Genomic DNA, 20,396 nt, shown 5'->3' with positions numbered 1-20,396 from the left:
CGCGTTGGCTCAGAGCACGTCGAGGATCCGCTCGCACGCCGCGGTCCAAGAGCAGTTCTTCCGCAGGTGCTCGCGCGCCGCGGGGGGCACCGGCTCGGCGTGCACGAGCCTTTCGACCGTCGCGGCGACGTCGTCCACCGGGACGATCAGGTGCGAGAGCCCTACCGTGTGATAGATCTCGGCGATCCCCACCTCTTCGGTGATCACCGCCGGCGTGCCCACCGCGATGGCCTCCATCGGCACGTTGCCGGAGACCTCGAAGCGGGAGGGGACGACGACGGCGTGGCAGCCCGCGTAGAAGTTCGCGAGCGAAGGCGTGTCGAGCATGGGCTCGCGGATCTTGGTGGCGCCGAGCGCGTGCAAGGCGCGCTGCTTGCCCTTCACGTCGGCGACGAGTTCGAGCGAGAACCCGCGCTCATCGAGAGGACCTACGATCTTGCCGAGCATTTCGGGGTTCTTGATGGCGTACAGGCGCATCACCGCGCCGATGCGCCGCCCCTCGGGCGCGGGTCCCGGGTGGTGCAGGAACGGCTCGGCGATCCCGTTGTAGATGACGTGGTAAGGCGCCATCTCCGGGTAGCGGCCCGCGCAGAGCTCGGCGGTGCGGCGCGAGGGGAAGATGAGCGCGTCGGCCTTCTCCAGGCAATAACGCTCGACCAGGGTCATGACCGCGCTGAGCACGCGGTGGCCGCCGTAAGCGCTTTCGAGGCTGGACAGGCCGGCGACGAAGGCGGTGGCCTTGAGGCCCAGGCGACGGCACGCGGCGATCACGCACAGGCCCTTGAGGTCGGTGTCCGTGGCCATGACCTTGTCGGGGCGCTCGCGCTCGAGATCCGCCACCACGCGCTTGATGATGCCCTCGCAGGCCCCGAGGACCTCGTCGATCGAGCGCGCGTGCATCAAGGTCGACATCTCCACGTGGCTCGCCGCGTACGACAGCGTGCGCACGGGCGTGGCGACGGGGGCGTCGGACTCGCCGAGAAGGAGCAGCCCCAGAAGCTCGTGTCGCCCGTTGCAGTAGGCGCACAGCTCGCGGAAGCGCCGGTAGATCCCGCCGTACTCGTGTGCGCCTCGGGCGATCGCGACTTTCATGGCTTGCTCAGGCCGGCTTCAGCGCGGCGGGCTCGACGTCGTAGTTTTTCCAGATGAACGAGGCGATCTCACCCGAGGTGATGTCGGCCCGGTAGTTGCCGCCCGGAGTCTGGAGCAGCGGCTCGTAGGCGATCTTGCGCCGGAGCTGGGTGTCGATGGAGGCGAACAGATCGATGAAGTCCATCGACGTGAAGCCGATGTCCGCCACGAGCTGGGTCTCGGGCGTGATCTCGACGTCGAGGTGCCAGTCTTCGATGATCTCTCCGACCACGGTCTGCACGATCTTCAGGATGTCTGCTTCGGAAGGCTTCATGCGCTCCTAGATGCGAGGCTCGAGGTGGAAACGTGGCTTTCGTGTGTCGGCGCTGGAGCGGCCAGCGCGGCGACGAACGCGCGCCCATCGCCCTGGATCTGGACCGCGGGGACCTCCGGCAGGCCCCGGAGCGCCGCGCCGGAGAAGGAGAAACCGGTCGCGGTTTCGTGGGTCTCGATCGCCGATAGCTCGAGGGGACCCACCCGCGGCTCCGCCCAGTCGAGCAGCGTCTCCTTTGCGACGACGCGGCAGAGGACCCAGCCGAGGCGCGCTTCGAGCGAGGGCGGCAGCGCGTAAAACGCCTCGCGCTCGGCTTCGGTGAGCGCGTAATGCGAGAGCGCCCGCACCCAGATGCCCTGGCCCGCTTCGCGCAGGTCCTCGTCCATCGCCTCGATGCGCCGGCAGGGCGCCGCGGCCGTCGAGCTCGGCTCGATGTCGGAGAGGTTGGTGCGGCGATCGCGGCGGCTGACGCAGCAGACGAAGTACTGATCCGGGAACGGGAAGAGCCGGTGACGCAACCCGTCGACGCGCACGAACACCTCGCCGCTTTCGTCGATCAGCTCGGCGTCGGTGGTGGTGATGTTCCCGGCGACGCGGATCCGGGCGCGCAGGCGCACGCGGCTGCCGGGCTCGGGCATGCGACCCGTGAACGCGCAACGATCTTCGCCGAAGGGGAAGATGCCGAAGGTGCTGCGCTCGCGGTGGTGCAGGAGGAAGTAGGCGGTGATGTGCCCGATCGCGTCGAGCAGCACGGCGGGCAGCTCGAGCGACGGCTCCCGCACGTCACGGAAAAGCCCCTCGCCCGAGGGCGCTTCGAGCTCGACCTCGACGTGCTCGGCGTCAATGCCGAGGGCGCGGCGGGTCGTGACCATCAGGGGGCCGAGGAAGAGCCACTTGTTGAAGGCGTCGATGTCCACCCGCGGCCGCTCGCGCGGGCTTGGCAGCGCGGGGGTGAGCGGCTCGGCTGATCCCTTCTGGGCACGGCCCTCGAAGGCGAGCATCCCGCCCTGGATCGTGCCGATCGTGCGGTCGAAGATGCGCACGCGCACCCCGGCCTCGTCCCGTTCGGCGCGGATCTCCACCTCGAGCTGCCCGCGATCGAGCGCCAGCCAGCGCGAGCCACGCACCTCGGTGAGCACGAGGCCCGTCGCGTCGTGCCCGAGCAGCGCCCGCGCCGCCTCGGCGACGATTTCCATGCTGAACACGAGCGGCACCACCGGCAAGCCGACCGGCTCCGCCCCGTGCTTGCCGAGCCGTCCCCCGAAGGCGTGATGCACGAGGAAAGGATCTGTCTCGATGGACAAGGTGCGTCGCGACACGAGCGAGCGCTCGTCGCGCAGGATCATCGTCCCGAGCAGCGGGAAGGCCCCCGGCGCCTCCACGACCGGCGCGGGCTCGGCGGGCTGCACCTCGGGCATTGCCGCGGCGTGCGCGAGGGGGCCAGCGCCGGCGCGCATCGCGGCCAGGAAGATCTCCAGGGTCCGCTGCTGGTGGTCCAGGAAATCCCGCGCGAGCGCCCCGTGCGCCTGCATGAGCTGCGACGCCATGTGCAGCGAAGCCTCGGGGACGTACGCCGGCGCGGCCGGCGCAGGAGGCGACGCTGGAAGCGGCGAAGGCGCGGGAGGAGGTTGCTTCTGCACGCGCGGCTCGCGCCGAGGGGCGGTACGGGTGGGCTCGGGGGCGCGTGGGGCGGGGGCGGGGGCGCGGGGGCGCAGCGAGGACACGTCGATGTCCTGTCCCTTCACGTAGAGCTGCCCGAGGAGCTTCAAGAGCTGTTCGAGCCCCGGTTGTGCGGGCAAGTTGCTCGCCGCGGCGAGGTGCTCCTTGCCGCGCAGCGTGTTGCGCACGAAGCCGGTGAGCATCGAGCCGGGACCGACCTCGACGAAGTCCCGCACGCCCTCCGCGTAAAGCCGCTCGATCGTCTCGCGGAAGCGCACCGGCTTTCGCCACTGCGACGCGGTCAGATCGCAGATGGCCCGCGACTCGGCCGGGAAAGGGGCGGCCGTCGAGCAACTGTAGAGCGGCAGCTCGCTCGGGCCGAAGTGGTGCTCGTTGCCCTCGAAGCCCGCGCGCGCCAGGTCTGCGTGCTTTCCGTAGAGGGGCGTGTGATACCCGGGCATGAAGGGCAGCTCCACGCACACCGCGCCCTCCTGCCGCAGCCGCGTGCTTGCCGCCGCGATCGCGGACGCGGAGCCGAAAAGCACGACCTGCTCGGGGCAGTTGTCGAGCGCCAGATGGAGCTCGCCGCCCGAGGCATCGAGCACGCTCTGCACCAGCGCGGGCGAGGCGCGGTTCACGGCGATGCTCGTCCCCGGCACGTTGCCTGCGGCGAACAAGGTCTGCAAGGTGCGCTGGATGTACTCGACGAACGAGATCACCCCGCCCGGGCCGGGCGCGCGCAGCGTCTTCGAGGCCACGAGCGAGGCGTTCTCGCCGTTCGAGTAGCCGAGCATCATGTCGGCGCGCACGCCGGCCGCCGTGAGCATCTCGTGCAGCGACAGGCTCGCGACGAGGCAGTACATCGCGCCGCGCTCGAGATCGACGAGCGATTCCTCGAGCGCCTTGCGCCGTGCCTCCGTGACCCCGAGCGTGGGCGCGCTGAAGAAGTTCGAGGGCCGATACAGGCCGGCGCGGGCGTACAGATCCTCGAGCCCCTCGATCCACACCCGCATCCGCGGCAGGTGGCAGAGCAGATCGCTCAGCATCCCCGGGTAGGGCGCTCCTTGACCGGGGAACATCATCCCCAGGCGCCGGTCGGGCGAGGCGGAGTCCGCGTAGAAAATGCCATCCGGCGCGTTGAACGAGCTTGCGCGCGAGGACTCGAGCCGCGCGAGGAGTCGCCCGAGCTGGGCCTCGAACGTTGCCCGATCGCGCGCCACGAAGGCGACGCGATGGCGACCTTGGCCGCCGGTGCCGTTCCAGGCGACGATCTCGCCGAGCGGCGCGTCGGGCATGAGCTCGAGCGCGCTGCGCACGGCCCGCAGCCGCGCGAGCAGCGAGGCGCGATCGTCTGCCGAGATGAGGAGCAGCTCGGCGGGCCAGGGGACGGAGAGGCGGGGCGGTACCTCGTCGTAGCGGCGGGGCACCTGCTCGAGCAGCAAGAAGCCGGCGCCCTCCTCGCCCAGGGCGAAGAAGCCTGCGCGCCGCGGCGCGTTGCCGGCAATCCACGGCCGGACCGAGGGCGCGGCGACGAAGGGCGCGGCGAGCGCGTCGAGCTCCTTGCGGCGCAGCGGCGGAAAGAGGTGCTGGTGCAGGGCGAGCGCCACAACGGCCACGCCGCCGAGCGCCGGCAGGTCCGCCCTCGCCGGCGAGAGCGGCCCGAGCGTGCAGCCAGGCGCAGTCTCGTCGCTCCTGCGCAGCGCGTCGCCGAGTGCTGCGAGGATCGGCCCGAGCGGCGCGTCCTCGACCAGGAGATCCACGAGGCCCACGCTCTGGGGCTCGATCCCCTCGGCCGCGCACACGCGCTCGAGCAGCTCGACGCAGTCGCGCGGCGCGCTGCCGGGAAGCGAGCTTCCCCCGCGGAGCAACGCGTAGACGGGCTTGCCTTGCGCGAGCATCTCCTCGTACCTGCCGAGCAGCAGCCCTGCGCGCGCGGCGGATCGGCCCTCGGCGATGCTCACCACGGCGGCCAGATCGCAGCGCCCCGTGTGCAGCGCGTCCATGGCGCGCAGCAGCGCGAGCGCCTCGACGACGTGGCCTGCGGGCAGGCGCTCCAGGAACGTGGGGGAGACGTCCATCTGCGTGAGCAGCGCGTCATCGGCGATCTGCTGGGCCCCGGCCACGAACAACCCGAGGCGCCCGGCGGGTCGATCCACGAGCCAGGCGCGCCGCGATTCGCCGTCGTCTTCCTCGCCTGCGGAGAGGGTGCCGGCTGCTCTGTTCCCCTCGAATGCGCCCCAGAGTGCCTCGGGGGAAGACGCCTCGGGAACGCGCAGCTCGATTCCTACGATCGCAAAAAGAACACCCATCACACCCCGCCTCCTCGACGCACTGCGTGCACGCGCATACGCCCAGGACACTGAGTTGCCCTACCACGGCCAAACTTGCGCCAGCAAGCGGATCTTTGGTGGTTGGTCACATGAGGTGGATTCCACGGCTACCAGCTGTGTCTTTCAGGACGTCGGGATGCGTGCGCCGACCTATGTTGCTGGAGTTTGTCACCCGTGCGGTAGGCGGAGCCAAACGTTTTTCCAGTCCTGAGTTTGGCAGAAAGCAACGGGCCGCCTCGAAGGGCGCCCGCTGTACGCCTCATCGCCGGGCCAGCCGGTGCAAGGTGGCGACGATAGGGTCGATGGAACCGCGGAGCCCGTCATCCACCGTTTCGACGGAGCCCGTCACCTTGGACCCCCAAATCCGGGTCGAGGGAATGGCCACGGTCCACGTGAACGTGTGTTTACATTCCGCCCAGCCCCCGCGGATTCGACGCTCATCCGCATGGCACACCGATTGCCTGGCGCCGCGTCCCGAGGAGACCCATGCACCGATCTTTCTTTCACCGGCGAATGCACACGCTTGCCGTAACCCTTTCCTTGCTCGTGTCGGGCTGCTCGAGCAACGATGTCGAACCCCCGCCCGACCCCGATATCGATCAGCCCGTGCCCGATGGGGGGACCTGCGAGCTCGAGGGCACGTTCACCGTCAGCTCCATCGAGGTGATCGAGGGGGCGTGCGACCTGGAAATCGCCGATGCCACGATGGCCGTCCGCCGCGTCGGGGAGACGTATCTCCTCGATTTCGACGACACGAACTGGGACTCGGCGGCACGGCAACCCGGCTGCAAGGCGAGCTTCCAGGGCCCCGACGCTTGGTATTACAACAACACCTTCCGCACGCGCTCGCTCGCGTTGGAGGTCAGCGGAGACAACCTCACCGCCGAAATCAAGGACGCCCTCGACGGCGCCGACTCCGAGGGCCATACCTGCGACGCCACCATCCGGGTGCACGCGACGCGCACAGGCCCGGCGCCCGCGGGCGCGCCGCTCGGCGACTCATGCGGGCCCGTCGGCTGCAGTGGCACGCGTTGCGCATTCGGGTCGCAGTTCGAATGCGCGAGCGGCGTCTGCCTCCTCGATACCGATCCGTTCTTGCAAACCATGTGCACCGAGCCTTGCACGCCGCAGGCCGGCTGCCCGGATGGATTCATGTGCCTGTGGGCGGACGAGGGCTGGGATGGCGCGGCGGAGGGTTATTACTGCGCGCCGTGGCGCGCCGTGTGTGGCAACGGGATCGTCGATGACGGGGAGGCGTGCGACGACGGCAATCAAGTCGACGGCGACGGCTGCTCCGCCGACTGCAGCTCCGACGAGTCGTGCGGCAATGGGATGCTCGAGCAAGGAGAGGTCTGCGAGGCCGAGGCCCCTGGCGAATGGCTGACATGCACGGCGGCGTGCACCCTCGACGCGCCCGCCGGGCTATCGATGCCCCTCCCGATCGACGCCTTCGGCATCACCGCCGCCTCCAATGGCACGGGACGTTTCCTCGTGGGGGGCACGGTCAATCGATTCGCCCAGAACATGGCATACCAAGCGTACGTGGCGCGCACCGTCGACGGCGGCGCCACCTGGACCGATACCATCGTCGCGCCGGATGTCATGGCGTTTGCGCAGCTCGGCGCCATCGCCGCCGACGGCGCGCGCGTGGCGGTCGGGCTCGTCGGTGGCTTCGAGGCGACAGGTTTCTGGTTGGCCGAGAGCACCGACGGCGGGGCGACCTTCCCGCTCGCCACGTTCCAGACCTTGCCGGAGGGTAACGCCCACGGCGTGGAGGTTGAAGATAACGGGACTCTCGAGCTCATGTATGCGCCCGACGGCAGTCTCCTTGCCCTGGTGGCGATCCCGGACGGCGTGCTCGTATCGCGGCGCGAACCTGGGACGATGACATGGAAAACGACCGGCTCGCTGCACCTGTCGCAGCCGGGCGCGAGCGACTGCACCTTCCGGTGGCGTTCGCCTCGCCTCGAGGCGATATACGCCACGGGCGTACACCTGCACCATGAGGGGAGCCACCTGCAAGTCACCGCAGGCCAGCGTTGCGTCGTCAACGGCAAGTTGACGCAAATCGCTGGAACCATTGAATCCACGGACGGCGGCGCCTCGTTTGGCCCGGCCGTCGACCTCGTCGCGGCGTCCGGTCTGAGCGTCGCATCGTCGGTGCTCGTGTCGCCCGGGCCGCGTGGCCCGCTCGGAGTTTGCATCACGGGGACCGATGCGAGCGATGCCGTGTCCGCGCGCTGCGCCGTCGCACCCGCGCCCGGCGGGGCATGGTCCTTCCACGACACGGGGGCCACATTCATGACCTCCACCAGCAACGAGCCCAGCGCAGTCGAGGTACTCGCCCCGGACACGCTGCTACTCACGCAAACGTCGTCGAGCACCGGAGCCGTGGTGATCCACCGCGGCGAAAGCGGTGGCAGCACGTGGTCCCAGGTGGAGCTGTCACAGGCTCATGCATCTCTCGGAGGGCGTTCCCTGCAAAGCATCTCGACCGACGCCCTCTGGCTCTTCGAGGTGGACGGGAACAACGACGCCAGCCTCGTTCGCCTGACGATGGGCGGCTCCGTCGCCGCGCCGCGCACGTGGCTCTTCGGCGACGCCAGGCGCCTCGATGGGTCAGGCCCTCCGTGGCAATTCGCCTCCGCCGAGGACAGCGCCGGCGCGCTCCTCATCGTCTACAGCGTACCCGACGATCTGCGCGACTGGGTCACAGTGGCGCAGGTGCTGAAGTAGGCGCGCTCGTATCGCGAGGCGTCGCGCCGGGGCGCTGCCCCGGACCCCGCGGGGGCTGTTCGCCCCTCGACCCGAATCAGGGCAAGCCCTGGACTCGGGGTGGAAGAACTGCGCAACGCGCAGTTCTTCCAACGGGCCCGTTGGACCGCGTCGCCAGTCGAAAGGGCAGCGCCGCGGTCTTGGCAGGCAGGGTCGTCGCTGGTCTTGACCTGGCCTGTTCGATGAACTGCGCATCGCGCAGTTCATCGACCCCGGGTCCAGCGCTTGCGCAGGCCCCGGGTGCAGGGGCGGATAGCCCCTGCTGGGGCCTGGGGCAAAGCCCCAGCGAAGCGCCTTCCTGCTCAGCCGCCGCGCGGAGGGCGGTCGCGCTCTCCACCAGCCGTCCGTACATTTTTGCCAAACACTTGCCCGTCGAGCCCCTCTCGCCCGATGCTTCCCGCGTGGCGGATCCCTATATCGATCAATATGAAACCCTCGCCTATGGCAGGTTTGCCGTGGCGCAGATCCTCGCGCTCGTCATCGGCCTCGACCCCGAGGCGAACAGCTTCGTCAAGCTCACCGCGGATCGGCTCGCGGTGGAGACGGACACGATGGAAGTCGTGCTGAAGAAGGCCGGTGCGCTCGATGCGGTGACGTACAAGGTGGTCGAGGGGAAGCCGGACGTCGTGGGTAACGCCAAGGGCGCGCTGCGGCGGCTCGTGGCGTATGCCGAGTCGCGAGAGAAGGGCGAGGCCATCGTGGCGGACATCCTTCACCACGAGAACATGAGCACTGTGCTCCGGCGCAGGCCCGTCAAGCTCGTCGCGGCGCTCGACCATGCGCTCACCGCGATCGAGAAGCACAAGGCGAACCTGCCGGAGTACGCGAATTGGGCATATCACGTCGCGGCCGCGAGGGACGCGCTCGCTGCGCTCAATGAAGGCGTGCGGAAGGCGCGCGTGGATCGCAGGGAGGCCACGCCGGAGACCGAGGCGGCTCGCCTCAAATGGCTGCGGCGTTATTCGGCCACGAAACTGATCGTCGAGGGGATCCTGAAGCCGCTCGGCAAGACCGCGATGATGCCTGAGATCTTCGATGATCTCGCCGAGGTGCATCGCGCCGAGGGCGTATCGGACGCGCCCGCAAAGGTGAACGCTCCGCCTCGTTCGCCCAAATAAAGCCCGTCGCATGGACAGCACCACCCTCGGAGGCGCGTGTCCGCGCCCGCAAGCTCGACGACGACCCCCTCGGCGCTGAAAGTGCGCCGTGCAACTTGGATCAGCGTCGCCACGGCTGGCGAGGGCGACCTCGGCAACCGTGAATTTGTGAGCTCGTCACCCAAGGGAGGGACGGACGCCGCGGCAAGAACGGGCTTGGCGGCGGAGGTCGGCATCGGCGGGAGAGCGGCACGCGCCTCGCGGCCGAGGCGGCGTCGGGCAGGTGGACGGCCGGTGCCTGGGGCGTCGAGGCAGCGGCGCGCGAGCGAGCGTGTTCAGTCCACGCCGGCCGGGACCTCGACGCCTCGGATTGCGCGCCGCGGCTCGGGAACCTTCCCACGGTTCGACGTGCGTGGCCGCGCGCGCTCTTGCCAGATCGACGCCGCGATCAGCACTGCAATCGATGCCCATGCGAGGACCTGAATCTCGCCGAGCACGTGGCTCGCGACGAGCCCGGCCGAGCCGGCGAGCGAGAGCGCGAGCGGGCCCGTGCGCCGCGAGCGGGCATAACGACGGACACTCACCACGAGCGTGATCACGACCGCGGCGACCAGCAAAACGACGTGCTGCGTCTCCGTCACCACGAATCCGACGCCGACCGCCGAGAGCGCCTGCGCCCATGCGCCGAGGCAGGTCGGGCACACGGCGCACGCGAGCACCGGAACGACCACGCCGAGGAGCGACGAGCGGCCGGGCTTCGTGGCCCGCGCTTTGTGATGGTGGCCTCCGCAGCAACCTTCGTGATGTTTCTCGGTGTGCTCGGGCAGGCTCGTTCGTGGGTCCACGATCCGATCATGACCCCGGGACCCGTCGATGCAATGCCGTCAGGGGCGCGAGATGAAACATGGGAGCCGGAAAATCGAGGGGAAAGCGGAGCCCACGACGATGGCGGTTGCTTTTCGTCGCCGTCCGCGGAAGGTTCGCTCTCCATGACGACCGTCTCCTCCGAAGAATACGTGTTCCCCGTCGTCGCCGCGGTCGACGACATCGACGAGCTCGGGCACGTCTCCAACGTCGTCTACGTGCGCTGGGTGCAGGACGCGGCGAAGGCCCACTCCGAGGCCGTCGGCTGGGACCGGGCGGCGTATCTGCGCGCCGGCGCCGTATTCGTCGTCCGGCGACACGAGATCGATTACCTCGCGTCCGTGTTCGAGGGCGATCGCATCGAGGTCCGCACCCACGTCACGAAATTCGGCGCCGCCACGTGCGAGCGCAAGACCCGCCTCGTGCGCGCCGGAGACGGCGTCGAGGTCGTTCGCGCCGTCACGTCATGGGCTTTCGTCGCGACCGCCACCCAGAGACCCACCCGGATTCCCCAGGAGATCCGCGACGCCTTCCCCGCCGCCCTCGGGCGTGGCGCCTGAGCTTTTTTTTTCCCCGTCGCCCACGTCGAGCAGCACGGCGACCAGCATGTCGCTCATCACGTTCACGCCCGTGCGGAGGCGGGCAATGATCCAGTCGACCGTCATCACGAGCGGAATGGCCGTGGCGATCAAGGCGTCCGGCAGCCCCGCCGCGGCGAGCACGAGCGGCAGCACGACGAGCCCCGCCTCCGGAATCCCCGCGATCCCCGCCGCCGCCATCACCGACGCGAGCCCGATCGTGACCTGGCTGCCGAGCCCGAGCGGCATCCCCATCGCCTGCGTCAAAAAGACGGCCGTGATCGCCTCGTAAAGGAGAATGCCGTCGTTGTTGAGGTTCGTCCCGATACACGCCGCGAGGCGCGACGACGCGGGCGATACACCCATGCGATCGAGCGCCTTGAGCGTGACGGGCACCGTGGCCAGGCTCGAATTCGTCGAGAGCCCCGTCAAGATGGGGTCCGCGCCGATTCCGAGGTAGACGCGCGGCGGTTTTTTTCCGACGAGCCAGGCGACGAGCGGGTAATACACGAGCGAATGCAGCGCCATCGCCGCGAGCACCGTGACCAGGAAGATCCAGATCGATGCGAAGACCCGCAGTCCGGCCTTGCCCACGACGTCCGCGACGACCCCGAGCACCCCGAACGGCACGATGCCCACCACGATATCGAGCGCCTCGACGAGGATCGCATAGATCCCGCCGATCCCCTGCTCGACCACCGACATGCTCCCTTCGGCCCCCCGCGCCCGCGCGCGCCGCAGCGCGACGCCCACGAGCAGGCCGAGAAGGACGACCGTGATGACGCTGTTTTCCGAGAATGGATCGACGAGGCTCCGCGGGACGTAGCTCGCGATGTTGTCGAGGAGGCCGAGGCTTCCCTTTTTCGAGGCCGCGAGGAGCTCCTGCGCCGCCGCGTCCGTGGGCGTGGCGCCCGGCCGATAAAGCTCGGCGAGCGTGCCCGCGAGGTGCCGGCCCGGCGTGAAAGCGTTCATGATCGCAAGGCCGATGCCGAGCGCCACCGTCGCATTGATCGCGCAAATGACGATGAGACGCGTCCCTTTGCGGAGGGAAATGTCCGTCTTGACGAACGCGTCGAGGATCGCGAAAAACACGAGCGGAACGGCGAGCGCCTTGAGGAGCTTGACCACGAGCAGCCCCAGGCGACCGAGCTCGGCGTTGCCGATGCTGCCGAAGAGATACTTTTGCTCCCGGAAGGCGAGCCCGAGCACGATGCCGAGGACGACACCGGAGAGCACGCGCACGTAGAGTGGAATTCGTTTGTTAGGTTGCGCCCCAGCGCGGCTTTTTTGCTCCCCCATGGCCCCCACTGTCTTCACGCGGGTCCGGAGCGCCGTCAATTGTCATGGTGAGCCCCATGCATGACGGCTAGCATGGTGCCATGCTCGCCCATGTTTTTGCGGCGAGTCGTGGAGAGGATCGGGCGATGAACGGGGAGCCATCGCGAGGATCGGGGGAGGGGGAGGCGGAGCGAGGTGAACCCGCGACGAGCGCGCCCCGGACGCACGACACCGCGAACACGCTCTCGATGGGCCAGGCGCCGTCGGGGCTCACGACACACGTGCCGTCGTCGGGGCGGTGGAGCGCGGCGCGGCTGCCGCTCGTCGACCGGTCGTGTTATGCGGTGGAGTGCGAGGTCGCGCAGGGCGGGATCGGGCGGGTGCTGTCGGCGCGCGACCAGAGGCTCGATCGGCGGGTGGCGCTGAAAGAGCTGATCGACACCGGCACCGCCGCCGAGGATCGGTTCGTGCGCGAGGCGCTCTTGACGGCGCGGCTCCAGCACCCGTCGATCGTGCCGGTCTACGAGGCCGGGCGCTGGCCGACAGGCGAACCATTTTATTCGATGAAGCTCGTCTCCGGGCGCCCCCTGTCCGAGATCATCGACGGCGCCCGCAAGCTCGACGAGCGCCTGCCGCTGCTCACGCACGTGCTCGCGGTGGCCGACGCGGTCGCATACGCGCACGAAAAACGCATCATCCACCGTGATTTGAAGCCCGCGAACGTGCTCGTCGGCGCACACGGCGAGACACTCGTGATCGACTGGGGTCTCGGGAAGGACCTGTCGGAACCCGTGGTGGAGGTGACGCAAACCCCGAGCGCCGAGGGCGATGACGACGAGGCCCCCGTCTCCCAGACGTTCGGCGACGGGATCACGCTCGTAGGCTCGGTGATGGGGACCCCCGCGTACATGCCGCCCGAGCAAGCGGCGGCCGAGCCCGTGGACGAGCGCGCGGACGTGTATGCGCTCGGGGCGATCCTGTATCACCTGCTCGCGGGGCGCGCGCCGTATGCCGGCGTGAATGGCATGAAGATCCTGCAGCGGGTGCTCGAAGGCCCGCCGACGCCGCTGCCCAACATGCAGCGCGGGATCCCGCTGGATCTTTTGGCGATCGTGGACAAGGCGATGGCCCGGGAGCCGGCCGCGCGGTACCCGACGGCGAAGGCGCTGGCAGAGGATCTGCGGCGGTTTCTCGCGGGGCAGCTCGTGGGCGTGCACGAGTACACGACCCGCGAGAAGGCATGGCGGTTCGCGCGGAGGCACCGCGCGGCGCTGTCCGTGGCGGCGGCGGCGGCTTGCGTGCTCGTGACGGCAGCGGGGCTCTTCGTCACGAAGGTCTGGATGGAGCGGGATCGCGTCACGCGGGAGCACGCGGTCGCAGAGGAGGCGCGCAAAAAAGCGGTGGAAGCCGAGCAACGAGCCCACGCGCACGCCGACGTGCTCACGCTGGTCCAGGCGCGCGCGGCCGTGCTGCGTGATCCGAACGAGGCGCTCGCGTGGTTGAAGACGCTGTCGACGACGTTCGATCAGTGGAGCTCGGCGCGGGTCGTGGCCGCGGATGCGTGGGTGCACGGGCCGGCGCAGGTGCTGCGGGATCAGAAAGGGGCCGTCAATCGGGTCGATATCTCGAAGGACGGGAAACGGCTCGCGGTGGCGAGCGACGATCACACGGCGCGCATTTACGATCTCACGACGGGCCAGTCGATCGAGCTCCGCGGGCACGAGGACGAGGTCTGGGTCGTGGCGTTTTTCCCGGACGAACAGCGGGTGCTCACGACGGGCAAGGACCGGACGATTCGTATCTGGGACGCGCTCACGGGCGTGACGATCTCCACGCTGCGCGGGCACACGCGCCCCATCGAGGTCGCCCTGCCGTCGCGCGACGGGAAACAGATCGTGAGCCATGCCGGCGACGGGACCGTGCGAGCCTGGAACGTCGCGACGGGCGCGCACCGCATCCTCGCGTCGAACGCGAACATCAACCGAAAAGGTGCGTTTTCGCCGGACGAGCGCCATTTCGTGACCGCAGGGGACAGCGGCATCCTGACGCTGTTCGATCGGGCGAGCGGGGAGTCCTTCACGCTGCCCGAGATGCGCGTGCACGACGCGACGGCCCAGCAGGTGCCGCGATTCCCGATGGGGTTTTCGCCAGATTCACGAATGCTCGCGGTCGGCGGTCCAGACGGGACCGTGTGGCTGTGGGACATCCAGAAGAGGGACATCCCGCGAAAGCTCGAAGGGCAAGCCTCGGCCATCCTGCGGCTCGCCTTCGCGCCCGACAGCAAACGTCTCGCGACCGCCGCGCTGGATGGAACGATCCGAATCTGGGATCTCGCGACGGGCTCCGCGACGACGCTGCCGACGTACGACGGTTCGGTGTTCGCGATGGCGTTCTCCTCCGACGGGCGGATGCTCGCGTACGGCGGCAACGATCACGCAGCGCGGCTCGTGAACTTCGCGACCGGAGAGCGGCGCCGGTTCGTGGGGATGCGCGACAACGTGTCGGACGTGCTGTTCTCGGGCGACGGGACGCGTCTCGTCGTCGCAAGCGTGGACGGCACGGCGCGCGTGTTCCCACTCGACACGACGCCAGGCCGGGTGATCGGTCAGCACGAAGGGACCGCATTCGAGGTCGAGATCTCACCCGAAGGCGATCACGTGCTCTCCACCGGAGCCGACGGCGTGGCGCAGCTCTGGCCCACGCGAGGCGATGGCAGCGGGTCACCCGTGACACTCACAGGGCACGTGGGTCGGGTGATCCACGCAGAAATCTCCCCAAGCGGGGACGTGTTCGCCACCGCGGGCGAGGACGGCACGATCCGGCTCTGGGACACACAAGGGCACGAGATCCGGGCCTGTCACACAGAGGGCGCGCGGGCGCCGGTGATCGAGTTCTCCCCCGACGGCGCATCGATCGCAATCGGCCACACGACGGGTGAGGTGGCGCTTTGGGACGTCGATTCCGGCGAGATCCGCGCCATCGGCAAGCACGAAGCGTCGGTCCTCACGCTCGCATTCTCCGCAGATGGATCGAGGCTCGCGACGGGCAGCCACGACAAGACTGCGCGCATCTGGAACCTCGCCACAGGCAAGAGCCGCGTGCTCAGCGGTCACGAAGAAGCCGTCGAGTCGGTCGCATTCTCACCGAGCGGCAAGGTGCTCGCGACGGGCTGTCTGGACCACAAGCTACGGCTCTGGGACGAGGGCGCCGACACGCCGCGGACCTACGACGCAAGCGGATACCGTGTCGTCGGTTTGTCATTCACGCCGGACGGCAAGACGCTGCTGAGCTCGGGCGAAGACGCGACGGTGCGAGTCTGGGACGTCGCAACAGGCACGATTCGCAGCGTGCTCCGTGGCCACAACGGTCCAATCCGGACGCTCGCGCTCGCGGCAAACGGAGCGGCACTCGTGACGGGAAGCGACGACAAGACCGTGCGGCTCTGGGACCTCGCCATCGGCGAGGGTCGCGTGCTCGGCACACACGAGGGTGTCGTGCGAGACGTGGACATCGCACCCGACGGAAGCTGGGCCGTGTCCGTAGGCCGAGACGGCACCGTGCGAGTCTGGCCAGACGATCTGCCCCGCGAGCCCGAAGCACTCCGCGCATGGATCGCCCGATCCGTGCCCGATACGGTCGAGCATTTCACCGGCAACATGCTCGTGCCGTGAGAGGGGGACGCGGGGCTTTGCCCCGCACCCCAGCAGGGGGCTGTCCGCCCCCTGCACCCCGGACCAGGCACGGCCTGGACCGAGGGCGTAGAAACTGCGCGATGCGCAGTTTCTACGACGGGCCCGTGGCAAGACCACGAGCGGTGTTGCCCACCCTCGGCAGACACGCCAGCCCCGCTGTCTTGGCTGGCCAGCCCGTCGCTGGTCTTGCTTCGGCCTGTTCGATGAACTGCGCATCGCGCAGTTCATCGACCCTGGGTCCAGCCCCTGGCTGGTCCGGGTCCAGGGGTGGACAACCCCTGGTCGGGGTCCGGGGTGAAACCCCGGGGGGGCGCTACGCTCACTCGGGCATGCGCCCCAGCGCTGCGAGCCGCCGCGGATTCTTCTCCGCGGCGCGCATGCCGTGTGGGGAGGGGAGCCGCAGGGTTTGGAGCGCGTCTTTCAGCGTGGCGCGCGTCTCGACGCGACCGAGGCCGATGCCGAGGGAGACGATCGTGCGTGCGACTTCGGGCTGGATTCCTACGATGAGTGCGCGTGCGCCGAGCAGCTCGACGGCGCGCACGATCCGGAGCAGGTGCTCGGCTGTCACTGCGTCGACGCTTGCGACGCCTGTGAGGTCCAGGATGGCGCAATGCACGGTGCGCTGCGTGATTGTGCTGAGCAGGACGTCCATGGCGCGTGCTGCGCGGGACTCGTCGAGGGCGCCGAGCACGGGCATGGCCACGACCCCGTCCCACACGTCGAGCAGCGGCGTGGAGAGGGTGCGGATGTCCTCGCGTTGGCGGTGGATGATCTCGAGCTGCTCGCGCAGTGTCTCCTCGGCGTGCTTGCGCGCTGTCACGTCGAAGAAGAAGCCTGACAGGAGCCTTTGCCCGCCTTCGCGCTCGGCGACGCTCACGACCATGTGCAGCCATACGGCGCGGCCGTCCTTGGTGCGCAGACGGTACTCGACACCGCCGGGGTTCTCGTCGGCGGAGGCGCGGGTGAAGGCTGCGAGGGCGAGGTCTCGATCCTCGGGGTGCGCGTGGTCTCGGAGGAAGTTTGCCTTGTACCAGGCGCTCGTGGGCCAGCCGAGCCCCTCCTCGGCTTGCGGACCGACGTAGGTGAAGCGCTCGGTCTCGGCGTCGGCCTCCCAGGGGATCACGCCGGCGATCTCGACGAGACGGCGCATGCGCTCTTCGCTGCGACGGAGCGTCTGCTCGGTGCGCCGCCGCTCCGTGTTCTCGCGGGCGAGGTCGGCGTAGAGCTTGGCGTGATCGAGCGAGATTGCGGCCTGCGCGGCGAGGAACTCGAGCAGTGAGAGGCGCCGCGGCGTGAATGCGCCTGGGACGAGGTTGTTCTCCATGTAGAAGATGCCGATGAGCTCGGCTTGCCTCGTGATGGGGATGCAGAGGACCGAGCGCGGGCGGGCGCGCGCGATGTAGGGATCGGCCGAGAACATCGGCTCGGCCGTCGCGTCGTCGAGCAGGATCGGCTCGCGTGTGCGGCGGACGTAGCCGACGACGGACGCGGGCAGGAGCGTGGACAGCTCGCGGGCACGGCCGCCGGGGACCTCGATGTCGAGGCCCTGCGACGTCACGAGGGCCCGGCCTGCGTGGGAGAGATCGCCGGACTCCGTTGCGAGCAGCACGTGACAGCGCTGGGCCCCGCCGTGCTCGATCACGATGCGCATGAGCGTGACGATGAGCCGCTGCGGGACGATCTCCTCGGAGACGGCGTGCGCGGTCTGGACTGCGGCGAGGACGTCGATGTCGAGGCTCGATGCGCCGCGGAGCGGGGGCTTCGACGTGCCCGTGGCCGCGTCCTCGAAGAGCTTGGCGTAGCGTCGATCGAGCTTCTCGACCTTGCCGCCCGCGCACCAGCGGGCGTATGCGGCGCGCGCGAGGCGCAGGTAGGCCGCGGCGATCGTGGGGAAGCCGCGGTCGAGGTAAAACCGCACGGCAGCGTCGGCGGCGAGGGCCTCGCCGTGGGTGAAGCCGTTGTCGCGGGCGGCGGCGATGGCCTGGTCGTAGAGGCGCATCGCGTCGACGTCGCGGCCGGCGAGGCGACTGCGCTCGGCGAGGACGAGGGCGTGCTTGTGCTGGAAGTTCTCGGGGCAACGGTCGGCCCAGCGCTCGAGGTCGGCGGCGAGCTCGTCGAGCGTGGAGAGGCGGGCCGCGAGCGTCGCGGGCGCGCGGCGGCCGGCCTCGGCGAGGGCCGCGAAGTACCGTTCTTCGGGGAGGAGGACCTGCGAGGCGAACGCGGGGGCGTGGGCCCTGAGGGATGCGCTCGCGTGGAGCGCGTCGTCGTTCTCGCCGGCGAGGACGAGGGCGCCGAGATCGAGGACGCGCCGCGCGAGGGTGCCGAAGCGCATCGGGGCCGGGGGGCGGCGGGTGCCGAGGTTCGGCTCGGGCGTGAGCTCTTCGCGACGTGTGGGCGGCGGCGCGGCGCGACCCTTTTGTTGTCCCACGAATCGCTCGATCGCGTCGAGCAGCTCGCCGATGCCTTCGGGATCGTGGGGATCGCGCCGCGCCTCCTCGTGGTTTCGCACCTCGCGGGCGACGTCGTCGAGCGGGTCGCCTTTGAGGAGCATGAAGAGCGCGACGAGGGCGCCGCTGCGCCGCGCGCACGGGGTGTTGCCGGAGGAGAGGGCGGCCGCGTGGGCGCGCCGCGAATAGCCGATGCTCGCGCGCAGGTGGTGCGTCCAGACGGAGATGTTCGTGGCGAAGCACGCGCCGACGATGCCCTGGAGCAGCGCCGAGCCCATCTGCTCGGCGAGATCCATGGCCACCTTGCCGAAGCGGTAGCCGCCCCGGTGATCGCCTTGACGACCCACGAGCGCCGCGCCGAACGCGACGTGCCCCACCACCGACGCGGGCGCATTGCCGTGGAGGAGCGAAAGCCGGACGAGGTGGCAGGCGACGATGTCGGCGACATCCGGCCCGAGCGCTTGCGCCGACGGATGGACCGCGAAGAGCGCCGCCATGGCCGCGAGCGTTTCGGGGTTCGTCATGGGCTCGAGGTCGGCGATCTCCTCGATGGCGTGGTCCCCGAGCGCGTTCCAGGTCGCCTCGAACGCCGCCGCGACGTCATCGGGACCCGGCCGCTCGGGCAGACGCACGCCGAGGGGCACGAGGCAGGACGCGGCGCAGGCATACGCCTGCTCGTGCTCGCCGAGGCCGGCGTGCAGATCGATGAGGATCCGCGACGCGGTTTGTCCTTCCAGCTCGTTTCGGGCGCGCTGCCGGAGCTCGGCGACGCGGGATTCGGTCGCGTCACGATCGCCGCGTTTGGCGGCGCACTCGGCCTGCGCGAGGAGGATTTTCCAGGCGAGGTCGGGCGCGATCTCCGCGGGATCGTCGTGGCCTTCGAGCAGCTCGCCCGCCGCGCCGAGGTAGTCGGCCGCGACGCTCGAAGCTCCCGCGGCCCGCGCGCGCCGGGCGGCGGCGAAGGTGAGCGTGCAGAGCCGCGCCCTCTCCCGGGCCGTGAGCGTCGCGCTCGAGATCACGGCTCGGCCGAGCAGGATGTGCCCGGCCGCCTCGTAGAGCCGCGCATTCGGCTCGTCCTCGCCCATCCCGCGGGTGAGAAACGCGCCGATGCGCAGGTGGATCCCCGCGAGGAGCGCGGGGTCGCCTTTCGTGGCTTCGCGCCGGAGGTCGTGTGCGGTGAGCGCGTTGGCGAAGACGTACGCGGCGCCCTCGCGGCCGAGGAGACCGGCTGCTTCGGCAGGCGCGAGGCGCGCGGCGGCCTCGTCTGGGGTCGTGCCCAGCGCGGCCGCGACGACCTCGAGATCGGCCGTCGGGCCGAGGCAAGCGGCGGCCGCGAGCGCAAGGCGCGCTGGCTCCGGGAGGGCCGCGACGGCGGCGCGCCTCGCCTTCGTCTCTGCGTCGTCCTGCGGGTCGAGGTGAAGGGTGTCGACGCGGGGCCCGTTGCTCGTCTGGAGCCATGGCCCGAGTGTCTCCTTCCAGGCCGGTTGCGCGCCGTCCGAGATTGTGGCGGCGATCAGCAAGTACCGGCACTCCGTGCTCTGCAGGAGGCGCGTGAGGAGGCGTAACGTCGCGGCGTCGGCCGCGTCGATGTGCGAGAGCGCGAGCACGATGGGCCGCTCGGGCACGGCGAGCGCTGCGAACAGGCGGAGCAGGGTCGTGGTCGTGCGTTCGTCGGCGAACGCGGGGGGCAGGGGTTCGGCGAGACGATCGTCCGGCACGAAGGAGGCGAGCGCCGGGCAGAGGTCGAGCAAGAGCCGGCCGTTGCCGAGCATGGCCTCCTCGGCGCGCTGGCGGAGCAGCGGACCGAGGGAGCCGGGCTCCTGGCCGAGCGTCGGGGCGACGCGGCGGAGCGCGGTGACGAGTGGACCGTAGGGTTCGCCCGCGTGGGTCAGGTTGCCCTCGCCGGAGAGTACGAGCGTGCATTGCCCGATCGCGCTCTCGCAGAACGAGCGCAGGAGCTCCGCGCGCGCGGCGTGGGTGCCGCCGCCCACAAGGACCAACTCGGGCGCGCCGCCGGCCGCGACGCGGAGCATCGCGCCTTCGAGACGGAGGAACGCTGCGTGATTCGGGTGTGCCGCGGCGGGCGGCGTCGCATTGCGGTGGGACGCTGTCGATTCCACGAAATGTTTCCTGGGCCGCACCACGCGCTGTTCGACCCAATCACAGGCGAGCTGTGGGCTTGCGTGTAAGCGAGGAGGACTCGTACGGTATCGAGCCCGTCACGCTCGCGTCAACGTCGCGTCAACGGTGCTGGCGTGCGTAATCGTTTTC

At 69.7% G+C, this 20,396-nt stretch carries 10 protein-coding genes; 4 read left to right on the top strand and 6 right to left on the bottom strand.

What is annotated here, in order from left to right:
* Positions 1-9: 9 nt before the first annotated feature.
* The 3 genes from KEG38_RS27950 to KEG38_RS27940 are packed head-to-tail and all read right to left on the bottom strand — an operon-like array spanning position 10 to position 5,373.
* The gene (locus KEG38_RS27950; RefSeq protein ID WP_272422978.1) at positions 10-1,092 is read right to left on the bottom strand and encodes a glycosyltransferase family 4 protein; all 1,083 of its coding nucleotides are present in this window, start codon (positions 1,090-1,092) and stop codon (positions 10-12) included.
* Positions 1,093-1,099: 7 nt separating this feature from the next.
* Positions 1,100-1,405, bottom strand: a complete 306-nt coding sequence (locus KEG38_RS27945) for an acyl carrier protein (protein ID WP_272422977.1) — start codon at positions 1,403-1,405, stop codon at positions 1,100-1,102.
* Entirely contained in the window at positions 1,402-5,373 is a 3,972-nt protein-coding gene (locus KEG38_RS27940) for an acyltransferase domain-containing protein (protein WP_272422975.1), read from the bottom strand. Before KEG38_RS27940 ends, KEG38_RS27945 begins: the two co-directional genes overlap by 4 nt.
* 507 nt (positions 5,374-5,880) lie before the next feature.
* On the opposite strand from KEG38_RS27940, the gene KEG38_RS27935 reads away from it, so the two are divergent.
* Together KEG38_RS27935 and KEG38_RS27930 are read left to right on the top strand one after the other, a co-directional pair.
* Entirely contained in the window at positions 5,881-8,130 is a 2,250-nt protein-coding gene (locus KEG38_RS27935) for a DUF4215 domain-containing protein (protein ID WP_272422974.1), read from the top strand.
* A 440-nt stretch (positions 8,131-8,570) separates the two neighbouring features.
* Positions 8,571-9,287, top strand: a complete 717-nt coding sequence (locus KEG38_RS27930) for a hypothetical protein (protein WP_272422973.1) — start codon at positions 8,571-8,573, stop codon at positions 9,285-9,287.
* 314 nt (positions 9,288-9,601) lie between these two features.
* Here KEG38_RS27930 and KEG38_RS27925 read toward each other — a convergent pair whose 3' ends face one another.
* Complete coding sequence (locus tag KEG38_RS27925; RefSeq protein ID WP_272422972.1) at positions 9,602-10,111, bottom strand: MerC family mercury resistance protein; 510 nt, start codon at positions 10,109-10,111, stop codon at positions 9,602-9,604.
* Positions 10,112-10,255: 144 nt separating this feature from the next.
* Between KEG38_RS27925 and KEG38_RS27920 the strand changes: the two genes are divergently transcribed.
* Positions 10,256-10,690 carry an acyl-CoA thioesterase gene (locus KEG38_RS27920; protein WP_272422971.1) on the top strand — a complete coding sequence of 145 codons (435 nt, stop codon included), beginning with the start codon at positions 10,256-10,258 and terminating at the stop codon, positions 10,688-10,690.
* Here KEG38_RS27920 and KEG38_RS27915 read toward each other — a convergent pair.
* Positions 10,595-11,950 (bottom strand): dicarboxylate/amino acid:cation symporter, encoded by a 1,356-nt coding sequence (locus KEG38_RS27915; RefSeq protein ID WP_272422970.1) that lies wholly within the window; start codon positions 11,948-11,950, stop codon positions 10,595-10,597. The two genes, KEG38_RS27920 and KEG38_RS27915, sit on opposite strands and share 96 nt — an antisense overlap.
* 182 nt (positions 11,951-12,132) lie before the next feature.
* Between KEG38_RS27915 and KEG38_RS27910 the strand changes: the two genes are divergently transcribed.
* Positions 12,133-15,657 carry a WD40 repeat domain-containing serine/threonine protein kinase gene (locus tag KEG38_RS27910; RefSeq protein WP_272422969.1) on the top strand — a complete coding sequence of 1,175 codons (3,525 nt, stop codon included), beginning with the start codon at positions 12,133-12,135 and terminating at the stop codon, positions 15,655-15,657.
* A 340-nt stretch (positions 15,658-15,997) separates the two neighbouring features.
* Here the strand turns inward: KEG38_RS27910 and KEG38_RS27905 are convergent, their stop codons facing one another.
* Entirely contained in the window at positions 15,998-20,245 is a 4,248-nt protein-coding gene (locus tag KEG38_RS27905; RefSeq protein ID WP_272422968.1) for a GAF domain-containing protein, read from the bottom strand.
* Positions 20,246-20,396 lie beyond the last annotated feature (151 nt).

This window comes from Polyangium jinanense (assembly GCF_028435265.1).
GTDB classification, from domain to species: domain Bacteria; phylum Myxococcota_A; class Polyangia; order Polyangiales; family Polyangiaceae; genus Polyangium; species Polyangium jinanense.
Note: the sequence above shows the minus strand (reverse complement) of the source record. Positions and strands in the feature narration are given on the sequence as shown.

What these genes read in the sequence shown, in the direction of transcription:
- KEG38_RS27940 (WP_272422975.1), bottom strand. Translation starts at nt 5,373, where the DNA reads ATGGGTGTTCTTTTTGCGATCGTAGGAATCGAGCTGCGCGTTCCCGAG.
- KEG38_RS27945 (WP_272422977.1), bottom strand. Translation starts at nt 1,405, where the DNA reads ATGAAGCCTTCCGAAGCAGACATCCTGAAGATCGTGCAGACCGTGGTC.
- KEG38_RS27910 (WP_272422969.1), top strand. Translation starts at nt 12,133, where the DNA reads ATGAACGGGGAGCCATCGCGAGGATCGGGGGAGGGGGAGGCGGAGCGA.
- KEG38_RS27920 (WP_272422971.1), top strand. Translation starts at nt 10,256, where the DNA reads ATGACGACCGTCTCCTCCGAAGAATACGTGTTCCCCGTCGTCGCCGCG.
- KEG38_RS27950 (WP_272422978.1), bottom strand. Translation starts at nt 1,092, where the DNA reads ATGAAAGTCGCGATCGCCCGAGGCGCACACGAGTACGGCGGGATCTAC.
- KEG38_RS27935 (WP_272422974.1), top strand. Translation starts at nt 5,881, where the DNA reads ATGCACCGATCTTTCTTTCACCGGCGAATGCACACGCTTGCCGTAACC.